Here is a 13,445-nt window from a genome sequence, read left to right on the forward strand (position 1 = left end):
GGTTGATAGGCCAGGTCTGGAAGCCCGGTAACGGGTGGAGGTGACTGGTACTAATAGGCCGAGGGCTTGTCCTCAGGTGCTCGCGTCCACTGTGTTGGTTCTGAAACCACGAACAACCTCATGCAGGTCACGCATGGTCGGGTTGTCAGTTTCATAGTGTTTCGGTGGTCATAGCGTGAGGGAAACGCCCGGTTACATTCCGAACCCGGAAGCTAAGCCTTACAGCGCCGATGGTACTGCAGGGGGGACCCTGTGGGAGAGTAGGACACCGCCGAACAATTTTTGAGAAAACCCCCGTGCTATTCAGCACGGGGGTTTTCTGCGTTTAGGGTCGAGCCATGCGCTATGACCTCGTCATCTTCGACAACGACGGTGTCCTCGTCGACAGTGAGCCCATCTCCAACCGGCTCCTGGCCGCCTACCTCACCGAGTTGGGGCACCCGACCACCTACGAGGACTCCATCCGGGACTACATGGGCTCGGCCATGCACCGCATCCACGACCTCGTCCTGGAGCGGACAGGAGAGCGGCTGCCGGACGACTTCGACGACGTCTTCCACGCACGCGTCTTCGCCGCGTTCGAGCGGGAGTTGCAGCCGGTCGCCGGCGTCGAGAACGTCCTGGAGAAGCTGACGGCAGATGGAGTGCCGTTCTGTGTGGCGTCCTCCGGCAGTCATGACCGGATCCGGGTCGGGCACCGGACGACCGGGCTCGACCGGTGGTTCGACGACGGCCGCGTCTTCAGCTCGCAGGACGTGGGGCGGGGCAAGCCGGCGCCCGACCTGTTCCTGTACGTGGCCGAGCGGATGGGGGTCGCGCCGGAGAGGTGTGTGGTCGTCGAGGACAGTCCGCTCGGTGTGCAGGCCGCCGTGGCCGCCGGCATGGACGTGTACGGGTTCACCGCCATGACGCCCGCCGACCGTCTCGCCGGCGCCTCCGAACTCTTCGCATCTATGGGTGAGTTGGCGGACCTGCTCGTATGACTCGCACCAGGGCCAGGCACTGACATTTGTCATGCCGAGCTCCGGACGATCGTTTCTACTGGCGGACCCCTCCCGGCGGCGAAGCTGGGGGCATGACGACGAACACGGTGTCCCAGAGCCAGAGCCAGAGCAAGAAGCAGAACTTCGCGCCGCTCATCATGGACGTGGCGGTGCCCGTCGGCTCGTACTACCTCTTCAAGGACGCCCTCGGTATGAGCACCTTCGCGGCGCTCGCCTGGAGCAGCGTCCCGCCCGCCGTGCGCACCGTCCTCGGCGTGGTGAAAGAGCGCAAGGTCAACGCCCTTGCCGTCCTCATCCTCGTGGTGAACGTCGTCGGGCTGCTGCTCAGCTTCGTCTCGGGTGACCCGCGGCTGATGCTCGCGAAGGACAGCGGCGTGAGCAGCACGATCGGGATCGGGATCCTGGTCTCCGTGGCGCTGGGTAAGCCGATGATGACCGCCGGGATGAAGCCCTGGCTGGTGAAGGGCGACGTGGCCAGGGAGGCGGCCTGGGCGCGGCTGCAGAGTGGGTCCGCGGCCTTCCGGCGGGCCGAGCGGGTCTTCTCGGTGGTGTGGGGTGTCGTGCTCCTCGGTGAGTGCGTCGTGCGGGTCGTGGGCGCCTACACCCTGCCCGTGGACACGATGGTCTGGCTCGGCTCGGTCGTCCTCGCCGTCGCGATGGTGCTCGCGTTCTTCGTCAGCGGTGCCCTGGCCGCCGGCCCCATGGCGCACATGCTGGCCGCCGAAACGAACGCCGACGCGAACGCCGGTGCCGCCTCTGCGGCCGCCCCCGCGCCCGCCTTCGCCAAGTAACCCGCCGGGTAAAGCTGAACAAAAATCATCTTCGGCTGGATCTACCCACGGGTAGAACGGGGCCCTACGCTCGCCGCCATGACAGATGTGCTGCGGCGCGGTAGGGCCTCGCTGGCGTTCAGCTTCTTTGCTCAAGGGGCCACCTTCGCCCTGCTGGTGACGCGGATTCCGGCCATCCAGGGCCGGTACGGCGTCTCCGACGCGCTGCTTCCCGTCTTCCTCGCCGCGGTGCCCGTCCTCGCCGGTGTCGGCAGCGTGACGACGGAGCAGTTGGTGAAGCGCGTACGGCCCAGCCGGCTGCTGCGCTCGTCTCAGCCCGTCGTCCTGCTGGCCCTCCTCGGTGTGGGGGCCGGCGGGCACATGGCCGAGCTGGCGGTGGCGCTGGCCGCGTTCGGGCTGGCCGTGGGAGCGCTGGACGCCTCCATGAACATGCTCGGGGTGAGCCTCCAGCGGACGTACGGGCGCAGCATCATGCTCGGCTTCCACGCCGCGTACAGCCTCGGCGGGATCGTCGGAGCCTCGCTCGCCTGGGTGGGCGCGCACTGGCATCTGGCGCTGTGGGTGTCGTACTTGCCGGTCGTCGCGGTACTGCTGCCGGCCGTTCTCGTGGGCAGTCGGTGGTACGTCGACGGGGGCTCGGCCCCGGTCAGGGAGGCCCCGGAGGCCGGGGATGCGGAGGAGACACCGGAGGTCCGGGAGACGGAGGGCGGGACCGTCGTCTTCCGGCTGTTGCTCCCGCTCTGCCTGGTGATGACGTTCGCCTACATCGGGGACTCCACCGTCTCCAACTGGAGTGCGAAGTACCTCCAGGACACGCTCGGCGGCTCGGAGCAGCTGGCGACCGTTCCGTACAACGTCTACATGGTCACCACGCTGCTGGGGCGGTCCATCGGCGACTTCGGGGTGCGGCGGTTCGGGGCCGTGGCCGTCGTACGGCTCGGGGCGCTGGTGGCGGCCCTCGGGTTCGCCGTGGTGGCGGGTGCGCCCGGGGCGTGGGTCGGGATGCTGGGGTTCACCCTGCTGGGGCTGGGGCTGTGCGTGCTGGTGCCGCAGACGTTCGCGGCCGCCGGGCGGCTGTTCCCGGGGGCTTCGGACACGGCGATCGCGCGGCTGAACATCTTCAACTATGTGGGCTTTCTGATCGGCTCGCCCTTGGTGGGTGCGCTCGGGGACGCCTGGAACTACCGGGGCGCCATGCTCGTACCGATGGCGTTGGTCCTGGTGACACTGGTGTACGCCCGTTCGTTCAAGCCCGGACAAGACCGATACGGTGGCGGATATGAGCGGCCGCGCACAGCTGATGTGGGACGAGGCAGTAACGGGCTATGACTTCGGCCCGGACCATCCGATGGATCCGGTCCGGCTCGCGCTGACCCGGAGACTGGTCGACGCCTTCGGGCTCGACCGGGACGTCGACGTGGTCGCGGCGAAGCCCGCGGGTGAGTCGACGCTGCGGCTGGTGCACCGGGAGGACTACGTGGAGGCGGTGAAGGCCGCGTCCGCGGATCCGGGGGCGGCCGACGGGTCGTACGGGATCGGGACTCTCGACGATCCCGCGTTCGCCGGGATGCACGAGGTGTCCGCGCTGATCGCGGGGCAGTCGGTCGGGGCGGCGGAGGCGGTGTGGCGCGGGGACGCGCTGCACGCGGTGAACTTCGCGGGCGGGCTGCACCATGCGATGCCGGGCAGCGCGTCGGGGTTCTGCATCTACAACGACGCCTCGCTCGCCATCGCCCGGCTGCTGGAGCTGGGGGCGGAGCGGGTGGCGTACATCGATGTGGACGTGCACCACGGGGACGGGGTGCAGGCGGCGTTCTGGGACGATCCGCGGGTGCTCACGGTGTCGCTGCACGAGCATCCGCGGACGCTGTTCCCGCAGACCGGATGGCCGGAGGAGACGGGCGGGCCCAACGCGGAGGGCAGCGCGGTGAACGTGGCGCTGCCGGCGGGGACGGGTGATGCGGGGTGGGTGCGGGCCTTCCATGCCGTGGTGCCGGAGCTGATCGCGGACTTCCGGCCGCAGGTGCTGGTGACGCAGCACGGGGCCGACACCCACTTCGAGGATCCGCTCGCGCATCTCGCGGTGTCGTTGGACGCGCAGCGGGCGGTGCAGGTCGCGTGTCACGACCTGGCGCACGAGTACGCGGGCGGGCGGTGGGTCGCGCTGGGCGGGGGCGGCTATGCGGTGGTTGAGGTCGTGCCGCGGTCCTGGACGCATCTCGTCGCGATCGCGGCGGGGCGGCCGATTGAGCCGCAGACGGTGATTCCGGAGGGGTGGCGGCAGGAAGTCTTCGCGCGGACGCGGCAGTTGGCGCCGGCGCGGATGACGGATGGGCGGTGGCCGGTGGCGTTCTCGGGGTGGGAGTCCGGGTACGATCCGGCCGATCGGCTGGACCAGGCGGTGCTGGCGGCGCGGAAGGCGGTGTATCCGCTGCGCGGGTTGCTGCCGTAGCCCCCGGGCGCGCCCGGGTTGGGTTCGCCCCCGCCGCCCCTACCTTCCCGTCGTCCAGGGGCTCCGCCCCTTCAACCCCACCAGGGGCTCCGCCCCTGGAACCCCGGCGGGGACTGCGACTCCTGCACCCCGCTGGGGCTCCGCCCCAGGCCCGTGAGGGGGGGCGCGCCCCTGCGCCCGTTCGCGGGGCTCCGCCCCGGCAACTCTGGCGGGACTGCGTCCCTGCACCCTGCTGGGGTTCCGCCCCAGGCCCCATCCGGGGGCCAGCCCCCGGACCCCCGCTCCTCAAACGCCGGAGGGGCTGAATTTCAGCCCCTCCGGCGTTTGAGGACGATGCCGTCAGGCCGACAGTGGGGGCTGGGGGCGTAGCCCCCAGGTGGGGCGATTACGCCGACTGTGGGGTGTTCCCTGCATTCTGGACATGTGGCGGGGGTGATTGGGACAGCATCGCTGGGGTGTTGAGCACCGGCGCACTGCGTGCGCATCTGCTGGCCGCCCGGCTGGCCGGGCCCGTGGCCACCTCCCGGGAGGAGAGCCTGCGCAGCTATCGGCTCTTCGCTGCCCGTGACCCCCGCGCTCTGATCGGACTTGATCCCGAATGGACATGGAGTCCTGAGGATTTGATCGAGTTGATGGCGGACAAGTGTGGGGTTTCGGCCGATCCACGGTATGTGTCCGGCCATGATGTGATCGATCCGGAGCGCACGCTGGAGGGGCTCGAGGCGTTCGCCGAGCGCGTCGCCAGGGCCGCGCGCCGCCGCGAGGCGGTGCTGCTCGGTACCGGGCACCCGCACCGGCTGCTCGGGTTCTACGCCGCGCTCGCGGACGCCCTGTCGGCGGCGGGATGTACCGTCCTCACCCCGGCGCAGGGTCGCTGTGTCGACATAACGACCCGGTTCGGTCTACGCACGTGCAACCTTGATTACGTACGAGGAGTCGCCCTCGTACGAGAACCTGGATCCGGAAGAGCCGGTTGTGAGCCCGGCGCACACACGCACTCGCCGCTGCCTCTTCGCACCGCGCTGGCCGCCGCTGCGGAAGCCGGCGGGCCGTTGCCGGAGCTCGTCATCGGGGACCACGGCTGGGTCTGCGGAGCAGGTCAGCTGGGGTTCGACGCGATCGGCCTCGCCGATACGGACGATCCCGCGCTCTTCGTCGGCGAGGCGGAGGGGCTGGTGTCCGTCGTCGTTCCACTTGATGACGCTGTGCGGTCTGATTACTACCGACCGCTTACTCGCTATGTACTCAATCGAGCGTGTCTGTCACAGTAGGCCTCGGATGCCATCCCCTCTTCCCCACTTGCATCATCCGCACCTACATTGGGGAGTGAGCACGCAGCGACGAAGAGTCACCGGAAGGGGAAGCCGGTGGCCGTCGAGTGCGGAAGGTGCAGGTGTGTCATGGCTGCAGCTGGCGAGAGGCCTCTGAACGAGGTTCAGTTCCTGACAGTGGCGGAAGTCGCCTCGGTGATGCGAGTGTCGAAGATGACCGTGTACCGGCTGGTGCACAGCGGTCATCTGCCGGCGATCCGGGTGGGGAGGTCTTTCCGGGTCCCGGAGCAAGCGGTTCACGAGTACCTCCGCGACAGCTATGTGGGGGTGGAGACGGTCTGACGACGGCCCGCCGGAGGTCGTTTCGGTCTCCGGCGGGACCTCGATTACAACCTCAGCGCTCGGGTTGGGTAGGCTAGCCCCTCGTAGGTCGTATGGGCCCATGGCGCCCAGCACCGAGTGATGAGAAGTGAGCGAGGGTAGTCGTGGGCTCTGTTATCAAGAAGCGGCGCAAGCGGATGGCCAAGAAGAAGCACCGCAAGCTGCTCAAGCGCACTCGCGTTCAGCGTCGCAACAAGAAGTAAGGTGCGGCCCCGTCCGGGGGCGCCCCTGCTTCTGTGCGTGAGCGCGCGCAACACCCCCCACCACCGGTGGGGGGTGTTTGTCGTTTTCCGGATGGGTGCGTTGCCGGGTGGGTGCGTTCCGGGTGCGCGTGTGCCGGTGCGTTCCGGTGGTGCGTACGCCTGTGACGCGAATGGCTTGGTCTGGTCGTACGTACGGGTGGGTCGTCACTTCGTGCATCGGGCGGTCATCACAGCGCAACATCGACCCGCTAAGTTGGCCGTATACGGGGAACGCGGCAGGCTGGCGGACAGAGCTACGTCCACTACTGGACGCGACGGGAAGAGAGGCGCTGATCTTGGGCAAGGTCGTGCTCGTGACCGGAGTGGCCCGCCGGCTCGGCGGCCGGTTCGTACGACGGATCCAGCGTGACCCGGAGGTCGACCGCGTCATCGCGGTGGACGCGGTACCGCCCGAGCATCATCTGGGCGGCGCGGAGTTCATCCGGGCCGACATCCGCCAGCCCACCATCGCCCGGGTGCTCGCCGAGCACTCCGTGGACACGGTGGTCCACATGGACGTGACCGGCACCGCGCTGGGCAGCGGCAGCCGGGCCACGGTCAAGGAGACCAACGTCATCGGCACCATGCAGCTGCTGGGTGCCTGCCAGAAGTCCCCGAGCGTCAAACGGCTGGTCGTGAAGTCCAGCACGAACGTGTACGGGTCCGCGCCCCGCGACCCGGCCGTGTTCACCGAGACGACCCCGCCCAAGTCGCTGCCGAGCGGCGGCTTCGCCAAGGACGCCGTCGAGGTCGAGGGATATGTGCGGGGCTTCGCGCGGCGCCGGCCCGATGTCGCCGTGTGCGTGCTGCGGTTCGCCAACATCCTCGGGCCGCACGCCGACACGCCCCTCGCGTCGTACTTCTCGCTGCCGGTCCTGCCCACCGTGTTCGGCTACGACCCGCGGCTGCAGTTCGTGCATGAGGACGACGTGATCGAGGTGCTGCGCATCGGCGCGCACGAGCCGCGGCGCGGCACCCTCAACAGCGGCACGTTCAACGTCGCCGGCGACGGGGTGCTGCTGCTGTCGCAGTGTGCGCGGCGCCTGGGCCGGCCCACCGTGCCCCTGCTGCTGCCCGCCGTCACCTGGGTCGGGTCCGCGATGCGCACGCTGAGCATGACGGACTTCTCGCCCGAGCAGATCCGGCTGCTCACCCACGGCCGGGTCGTGGCCACGGACCAGATGCGCGAGACCCTCGGCTACGAGCCGAAGTACACGACCGCGGAGACCTTCGCGGAACTCGCGCGCAGTCGCGGGCCCGGACTGCTGCCGCCGGAGGCCCTCGCGGGGGCCGTCGACCGGATCGCCGCACTGCCCGTCCTGGGCGGTGGCCACCCCCCGACGCCAACCGCCCACTGAGGAGCGCATCAACGATGGCGGACGCCAAGGTCATTCCGTTCGACGACGACCGGTCCCGGGGGGCTGCCGTGCAGCGGTCGTCGCGGCGCCGGAGCGCCGGGAACAGCCGGCTGAAGGGGGAGCCCGCGGTGGTCCGCGAGGTCCAGCCCCTGCACGGCGAGGCCCTCCCGCAGGATGATGTTCCCGTGACAGGTGAGGAAAGGCCGCCGGCCCGCTCCCGGGAAGGGGGCCTGGAGCGGCGTATCGCCGGAGGGCTGGCCTTTCTGCGCCGACGTCTGACGGGCGACTACGAGGTCGACGACTTCGGCTACGACGAGGAGCTGACCGACCAGGTCCTGATGTCGCTGCTGCGGCCGGTGTACGAGAAGTACTTCCGGGTCGAGGTGAAGGGCATCGAGAACATCCCGGACAAGGGCGGGGCGCTCATCGTCGCCAACCACTCCGGGACACTGCCGCTGGACGGCCTGATGATGCAGGTCGCCGTGCACGACAACCACCCGGCCGGGCGCCATCTGCGGCTGCTCGCGGCCGACTTGGTGTTCGTGCTGCCGGTGGTGAACGAACTGGCCCGCAAGGCCGGCCACACCCTGGCGTGCGCGGAGGACGCGGAACGGCTCCTCGATCGCGGTGAGGTGGTCGGGGTGATGCCGGAGGGCTTCAAGGGGATCGGGAAGCCGTTCGGCGAGCGGTACAAGCTGCAGCGGTTCGGGCGCGGCGGCTTCGTGTCCACGGCGCTGCGGGCCGGGGCGCCGATCATTCCGTGCTCGATCGTCGGCGCGGAGGAGATCTACCCGATGATCGGCAACGCGAAGACGCTGGCTCGGCTGCTGGGGTTCCCGTACTTCCCGATCACCCCGACGTTTCCCTGGCTGGGGCCGTTGGGGGCGATTCCGCTGCCGACGAAGTGGACGATTCAGTTCGGGGAGCCGATCGCGACGGACGGGTATCCGCCGGAGGCCGCGGAGGACCCGATGCTGATGTTCAACCTGACGGATCAGGTGCGGGAGCAGATTCAGCACACGCTGTACAAGCTGCTGGTGCAGCGGAGGTCCGTGTTCTTCTGAGCGGTTCGGGGTTTGCGGTACGACGATGGGGGCGCCCCTTGGTGGAAGGGGCGCCCCCATGCGGTTTTCTGGTTCCCTACCTGTTCTCCTCGCCTTCGATGCCCAAGCCCGGCAGCAGGCCCGGAAGCAACGGGGGGAGTGTGACGTTCGGCCCCGAGGACGGGGTCTTGCTCGTCGACGGGGAACTGCTCGCGCTGTCCTTCGGGGGGTCCAGGAGACCGCCCGTGTTGCCGCCGAGCAGGCCGTCGCCGGTGCTGTGGGAGCTGGACGGCTGGGGGTTGCCGCTGCTGCCGTGGGTGCCCGGGGCGGAGCCGCCGGTGGTGCTGGGGGCCGGGGCGTCGGAGCCGGCGGAGCCGGTGGAGCCCGGTGCGGAGCTGCGGTGCCGGCCGGGGCCGCCCTGGGAGGGGGGCTGCGGCAGCAGCGACTGCAGCGGTGCGACATCCCGGTCTATGGCGTCGAAGACCGACGAGACCTCCTGACTGACGTCCCCGAGCTGGGCGGGCAGCCGCTCGCGCAGGGCGCCCCAGGCCTTGCGGTGGGACTCGGAGAAGGCGGAGAGGGTCTGGATGGGCGCGAGTGAGCCGTCCCTCTCGTAGGCCTCGTGCAGCAGGCGGTGGCCTTCGGCCGCGTCGTGCCGCATGCCGGAGAGGGTGCGGCGGACCTCGGTGAGGGACTCGTGGTCGAGGTCGCCGGCGCGGCCGCGCTCCATCAGCCGGCGGGCCTCGTTCAGCCGGGTCGACGCCTGGTCGAGGTAGAGCTGCCCGCGGTCGTTGTCCCCGTCGGCCATGTCGAGTTTGACGTCCTCGATGCCGCGTTTGAGGCCGTAGAGGGAGTCACCGGGCAGGGCGTCGGAACTCGCGGCGGCCACTCCCCCGAAGGAGGCCGCGGCCACCCCGACGCCGAGTCCGCCCGCGGCGAGACCCTTGGTGAGCCGTGTCCGCGGTCGCAACTTCCCCAGCGTGGTTGCACGATGCGCGCCCCGCCCGTGTCGTTGCTCCGGCACCGAAGGGCCTGCCGCCTCGCCTGCCGGGGCCGCGCCCTCCCGGAACATGGCCTCCATCGCGGCCACGAGCCGCGCGCGCTGGACGACCTTGACCTCCGGGTCGAGCGTCGGCCTGGGCAGTTCGCCGAGACGGGTGGCGAGACCCAACAGGGGGGTCTCATCGGTCCGTTCCGCCGCAGCCGGGGCCGGTCCTTCGGGCTGCTCGGCCGCCGCGCCCCGGTCGTCGGACTGCTCCTCCAGGGCCTGGGCGAAGGCGTTCGCCCGCCGGTGCGCCGATACGTTCGCGATCACTGGCGGCACCTCCTCTCGTCATGACGGTCGACTCCCCAGGGGGTCCTGAGGGTTGCACGCGCTGACCGCATCCACACGATCGAGTGATCAAAGAGGGTCAGGGTGTGACCACAGGGAGCCTGTATCCCGCACAACGAGCGGCTCGGCACTTGGGTTACGGACGGCGGATGATCGGATCGCGAACACAACGGGCTTGCACGGACGGTGAGTTGATGGTCGCGCTGAGTGTTCGCCCGGTGGGTGGGCGAGGGCGGTCCGGGGGTCTCAGCGGGCGTCTTCGGGGAGGAGTCGGGCCAGGGTGCGGACGGCCCGGTACTGGAGGGTCTTGATCGCGCCCTCGTTCTTGCCCATCACTCGGGCGGTCTCGGCGACGGACAGGCCCTGGAGGAAGCGGAGCGTGACGCACTCCTGCTGCTGGGGATTGAGTCGCCGCACGGCCTCGAGGAGGGCGGCGTTGGAGAGCGACTCCAGCACGGAGTCCTCCGGGGAGCGCTCGACCTCGTTGGCGTCGAGCATCTCGCCGGTCGTCACCTCCAGCCGGAAGCGGCTGGACTTGAAGTGGTCGGCGACGAGGTTGCGCGCGATGGTGACGAGCCAGGCGCCGAAGTCGCGACCCTGCCAGGTGAAGGTGCCGATGCGGCGCAGGGCGCGCAGAAAGGTCTCGCTGGTGAGGTCCTCGGCGGTGGCCTTGCCTCCCACGCGGTAGTAGATGTAGCGGTAGACGGTGTCGCTGTACTGGTCGTACAGGCGCCCGAAAGCGTCGGCCTCGCCGGCCTGGGCGCGCTCCACGAGGTCCATCATGCGGGCGCTGTCGCTGTCCGCGGCCGGGCGGCGTGCGGTGGGGGCGGCCGCGCCCGAGCGGCCGCGCCTGCCGACCGCGGCGCTGCCGTCCGCCAGTGCGTAGCACGGGCCGACGGGGGCGGCGGTGGCGAAGGCGGGGGCGGCGTACGCGGTGGGGACGAATCCGCGCAACAGCTCGTGGACCGTCGCGCGGAGCGTAGCCAGGCCCGAGGCGTCAACCCCGACGTGTGGGTACACGGGACTCCCAGAGGCAGAGCTTCCATCACGTGCAGTACCGGACCGTTCACCCGTCGTAGCGACGGAGGGGTACCGGTTTGCGTCTGAGGAGAATAACGCTTAGTACAGGCAGCGCTACACCCAGTTGCTCAAATCATCGATTACGTCGCTTCTGTAACCGATTGACGCCTGCTCAAGTGCCGCATAGTGACCGTTTGTTGATCGGTTGAGTTCGGCTTCCGTTTGAGTGCGGGGCGTGTTGTGGCCGGGTGCGGGGTGGGAGGAGTGCTGGACCGGGGGGCGGGGTAGAAACGCCCGAATGCGCCCGCCCGCCACAAGTCACCGCCGACCACGGCACTTTGCTCGCCCCCGCCGCCCCTACCCGTCCCCTCCCGGGGGCTGCCGCCCCCGGACCCCCACCGAGGGCGGGCCGACGCGAGTGCGGAAGTGGGATGCGGGAACGCTGCGTGCACGGTGCGTACAGGGAGCCGGGCTCGCGTAGGGGGAGGGGGGTCGGCCCGCTGGCAGCGCCCGGGGCTGGGCGGGACGCCCGCGGCGGCGTACGAGTGGTGGAGGGCCGGACCGCCGCGCCGTCCTCCCGTTCGAGGACGAGTCCGATGTCCGAATCGGGGGCTGGGAAGGGCGCTCTCAGGCGGGTCTGGGGACGGTCCCCAGGCAGGGTGGGGATGTGAAGCCTCTGGCCGTGTGAAGCCTCCAGGCGGTGGTCCGGGAGGCCGGTGGTCCGGTGGTCCGCTGGTCCGGTGGTCCGGAGGCCGGAGGCCGGAGGGCCGGGGCCCGGGACGTGGTCCCTGATGGGGCTCGGGCCTGCGGCTGACGCCTGTGACGCGGCTCCGGACCGAGCCTGACGCCTGTCACGCGGCCGGTGGTGGAGGGGCCGGAGTCAGCGGGGCCCGCGGTGGAGGTGCCGGAGTCGGCGGGGCCGGTGGTGGAGGGGCCGGAGTCGGCGGGGCCCGCGGTGGAGGTGCCGGAGTCGGCGCGGCCGGTGGTGGAGGTGCCGGAGTCGGCGGGGCCGGTGGTGGAGGGGCCGGAGTCAGCGGCGTCGGCGGTGGAGGGCGATCGCCGCTGCCGTGCCCCCGGCCACCGCGCCCACCCCGGCCGCTGCCGGCAGGCCGACCTTCGCGGCCTTGCGGGCCGTGCGGTAGTCGCGCAGGCGCCAGTCGCAGGCACGGGCGTGTTTGCGGAGCTTGGCGTCCGGGTTGATCGCGTAGGGGTGGCCCACCAGCGACAGCATCGGGATGTCGTTGTGCGAGTCGCTGTACGCCGCGCAGCGCGAGAGGTCCAGCCCCTCCGCCACCGCCAGCGCGCGGACCGCCTCCGCCTTCGCCGGGCCGTGGAGGGGCTCGCCCACCAGGCGGCCGGTGTAGACGCCGTCGACGGACTCCGCCACCGTGCCCAGGGCTCCGGTGAGGCCCAGCCTGCGTGCGATCACCGTGGCGATCTCCACCGGTGCGGCCGTCACCAGCCACACCTTCTGGCCGGCGTCCAGGTGCGCCTGCGCCAGCGCGCGCGTACCCGGCCAGATCCGCTCGGCCATGTACTCGTCGTAGATCTCCTCGCCGATCGACATCAGCTCGGAGACCCGGTGGCCCTTCACGATCGACAGCGCCGAGTCCCGCGCGTCCTGCATGTGCTCGGGATCCTCCACCCCGGCCAGCCGGAACCATGCCTGCTGCCAGGCGAACTTCGCAAGATCGCGGGTCTCGAAGAACTTCCGCTTGTACAGGCCCCGGCCGAAGTGGAACAGCGCGGCGCCCTGCATCACCGTGTTGTCCAGGTCGAAGAACGCCGCCGCCTTGTCGTCGCCGTGGACCGGGAACTGCTGTTCCTGGTCTGAGACGTCCTGCGAGGTCTTGCGCGCTGCCTCCGCCGAGGCCTCGCCTGCCAACACGCTCCGCGCCGTGGCGGAGCGCCTACGGGGAGTGAGCCATCCGAGAGCGGCCATGACGCGAGCATAGCCACTCTGTTCGGTGGTTCCGGACTCGAGAGGTTTGGAGGTTGTGAACTCTCCACGACCGTGTCGTCAAAGGTCTCCCAAGGAGTCGTCCCCTCGGCGTGGCACGGGCGGTGGGCGCGATCCCGACCGGGTAGTGGGCGCGGGCTGCCGCCGCCTTCCCCCGGAGTGAGAATGGCCGACATGAGTCCCATCTTTCGGCGTAACAGCAGCGGCCAGAACCCCACCGGGCGGCTCGTCACCCTCATCCGCAAGCCCGGGTGTCATCTCTGCGACGACGCGCAGGTCGTCATCGAGAAGGTGTGCGGCGAGCTCGGCGTGCCCTGGGAGCAGAAGGACATCACCCAGGACCAGCGGCTCCACGACGAGTACTGGGAGCAGATCCCCGTCGTCCTCGTCGACGGCGCCCAGCACACCTTCTGGCGTGTCGACGAGCAGCGGCTGCGCAAGGCGCTGACCGAGTAGTCCAAAGAGGTCCGCAAAGTCGCCTAGGATCGAGGGCGACTGGTCTTGGGGGCGGGATCGTTGAGGAGAGTGTGCGGTGAAGCCCCCAGGAGTACCGCGCGTGACCCCGGTCACGTTGGCCGGGCAAATCGGAC

At 70.1% G+C, this 13,445-nt stretch carries 13 protein-coding genes and 1 rRNA gene; 11 read left to right on the forward strand and 3 right to left on the reverse strand.

The window, feature by feature from the left end:
• Positions 1–160: 160 nt before the first annotated feature.
• The 10 genes from rrf (at position 161) to ACIRC0_RS07840 (ending at position 8,563) form a co-directional block, all read left to right on the forward strand.
• A 5S ribosomal RNA gene (gene rrf, locus ACIRC0_RS07795) occupies positions 161–277 on the forward strand.
• 61 nt (positions 278–338) lie between these two features.
• The gene (locus ACIRC0_RS07800) at positions 339–983 is read left to right on the forward strand and encodes an HAD family hydrolase (RefSeq protein ID WP_403612817.1); all 645 of its coding nucleotides are present in this window, start codon (positions 339–341) and stop codon (positions 981–983) included.
• Between the two features lie 92 nt (positions 984–1,075).
• A complete protein-coding gene (locus ACIRC0_RS07805; protein ID WP_403612820.1) occupies positions 1,076–1,795 on the forward strand; it encodes a VC0807 family protein in 720 nt (239 codons plus the stop codon).
• 78 nt (positions 1,796–1,873) lie between these two features.
• Positions 1,874–3,124 carry an MFS transporter gene (locus tag ACIRC0_RS07810; protein WP_403612822.1) on the forward strand — a complete coding sequence of 417 codons (1,251 nt, stop codon included), beginning with the start codon at positions 1,874–1,876 and terminating at the stop codon, positions 3,122–3,124.
• Entirely contained in the window at positions 3,075–4,247 is a 1,173-nt protein-coding gene (locus ACIRC0_RS07815) for an acetoin utilization protein AcuC (protein WP_403612825.1), read from the forward strand. The genes ACIRC0_RS07810 and ACIRC0_RS07815 overlap by 50 nt, the downstream gene beginning before the upstream one ends.
• A 455-nt stretch (positions 4,248–4,702) precedes the next feature.
• Positions 4,703–5,518, forward strand: coding sequence for a phosphatase (locus tag ACIRC0_RS07820; protein ID WP_403612828.1), 816 nt, complete (start codon positions 4,703–4,705; stop codon positions 5,516–5,518).
• 129 nt (positions 5,519–5,647) lie between these two features.
• Positions 5,648–5,860: a helix-turn-helix domain-containing protein gene (locus tag ACIRC0_RS07825; RefSeq protein ID WP_158712621.1), complete on the forward strand. Its 213-nt coding sequence runs from the start codon at positions 5,648–5,650 to the stop codon at positions 5,858–5,860.
• Positions 5,861–6,003: 143 nt separating this feature from the next.
• The gene (locus ACIRC0_RS07830) at positions 6,004–6,102 is read left to right on the forward strand and encodes a 30S ribosomal protein bS22 (RefSeq protein ID WP_003948845.1); all 99 of its coding nucleotides are present in this window, start codon (positions 6,004–6,006) and stop codon (positions 6,100–6,102) included.
• Positions 6,103–6,437: 335 nt separating this feature from the next.
• Positions 6,438–7,499 carry an NAD-dependent epimerase/dehydratase family protein gene (locus tag ACIRC0_RS07835; RefSeq protein ID WP_403612832.1) on the forward strand — a complete coding sequence of 354 codons (1,062 nt, stop codon included), beginning with the start codon at positions 6,438–6,440 and terminating at the stop codon, positions 7,497–7,499.
• Between the two features lie 14 nt (positions 7,500–7,513).
• A complete protein-coding gene (locus ACIRC0_RS07840; protein ID WP_403612835.1) occupies positions 7,514–8,563 on the forward strand; it encodes a lysophospholipid acyltransferase family protein in 1,050 nt (349 codons plus the stop codon).
• Positions 8,564–8,639: 76 nt separating this feature from the next.
• Here the strand turns inward: ACIRC0_RS07840 and ACIRC0_RS07845 are convergent, their stop codons facing one another.
• From ACIRC0_RS07845 to ACIRC0_RS07855, 3 genes are all read right to left on the reverse strand, one after another.
• A complete protein-coding gene (locus ACIRC0_RS07845; RefSeq protein WP_403612838.1) occupies positions 8,640–9,857 on the reverse strand; it encodes a DUF5667 domain-containing protein in 1,218 nt (405 codons plus the stop codon).
• Positions 9,858–10,121: 264 nt separating this feature from the next.
• The gene (locus ACIRC0_RS07850) at positions 10,122–10,895 is read right to left on the reverse strand and encodes an ECF subfamily RNA polymerase sigma factor, BldN family (RefSeq protein ID WP_403612841.1); all 774 of its coding nucleotides are present in this window, start codon (positions 10,893–10,895) and stop codon (positions 10,122–10,124) included.
• 1,030 nt (positions 10,896–11,925) lie between these two features.
• Positions 11,926–12,837 (reverse strand): HAD family phosphatase, encoded by a 912-nt coding sequence (locus ACIRC0_RS07855; protein WP_200418669.1) that lies wholly within the window; start codon positions 12,835–12,837, stop codon positions 11,926–11,928.
• Positions 12,838–13,020: 183 nt separating this feature from the next.
• On the opposite strand from ACIRC0_RS07855, the gene ACIRC0_RS07860 reads away from it, so the two are divergent.
• On the forward strand, positions 13,021–13,311 hold the full coding sequence (locus tag ACIRC0_RS07860; RefSeq protein WP_403612844.1) for a glutaredoxin family protein: 291 nt from the start codon (positions 13,021–13,023) through the stop codon (positions 13,309–13,311).
• Positions 13,312–13,445 lie beyond the last annotated feature (134 nt).

This window comes from Streptomyces sp. NPDC093984 (genome assembly GCF_044764595.1).
Lineage (GTDB): Bacteria > Actinomycetota > Actinomycetes > Streptomycetales > Streptomycetaceae > Streptomyces > Streptomyces cynarae.

Excerpts from the sequence above, each read along its gene's own strand:
- ACIRC0_RS07800 (WP_403612817.1), top strand. The coding sequence starts at position 339 with ATGCGCTATGACCTCGTCATCTTCGACAACGACGGTGTCCTCGTCGAC.
- ACIRC0_RS07805 (WP_403612820.1), top strand. The coding sequence starts at position 1,076 with ATGACGACGAACACGGTGTCCCAGAGCCAGAGCCAGAGCAAGAAGCAG.
- ACIRC0_RS07810 (WP_403612822.1), top strand. The coding sequence starts at position 1,874 with ATGACAGATGTGCTGCGGCGCGGTAGGGCCTCGCTGGCGTTCAGCTTC.
- ACIRC0_RS07815 (WP_403612825.1), top strand. The coding sequence starts at position 3,075 with ATGAGCGGCCGCGCACAGCTGATGTGGGACGAGGCAGTAACGGGCTAT.
- ACIRC0_RS07825 (WP_158712621.1), top strand. The coding sequence starts at position 5,648 with ATGGCTGCAGCTGGCGAGAGGCCTCTGAACGAGGTTCAGTTCCTGACA.
- ACIRC0_RS07840 (WP_403612835.1), top strand. The coding sequence starts at position 7,514 with ATGGCGGACGCCAAGGTCATTCCGTTCGACGACGACCGGTCCCGGGGG.
- ACIRC0_RS07855 (WP_200418669.1), bottom strand. The coding sequence starts at position 12,837 with ATGGCCGCTCTCGGATGGCTCACTCCCCGTAGGCGCTCCGCCACGGCG.
- ACIRC0_RS07860 (WP_403612844.1), top strand. The coding sequence starts at position 13,021 with ATGGCCGACATGAGTCCCATCTTTCGGCGTAACAGCAGCGGCCAGAAC.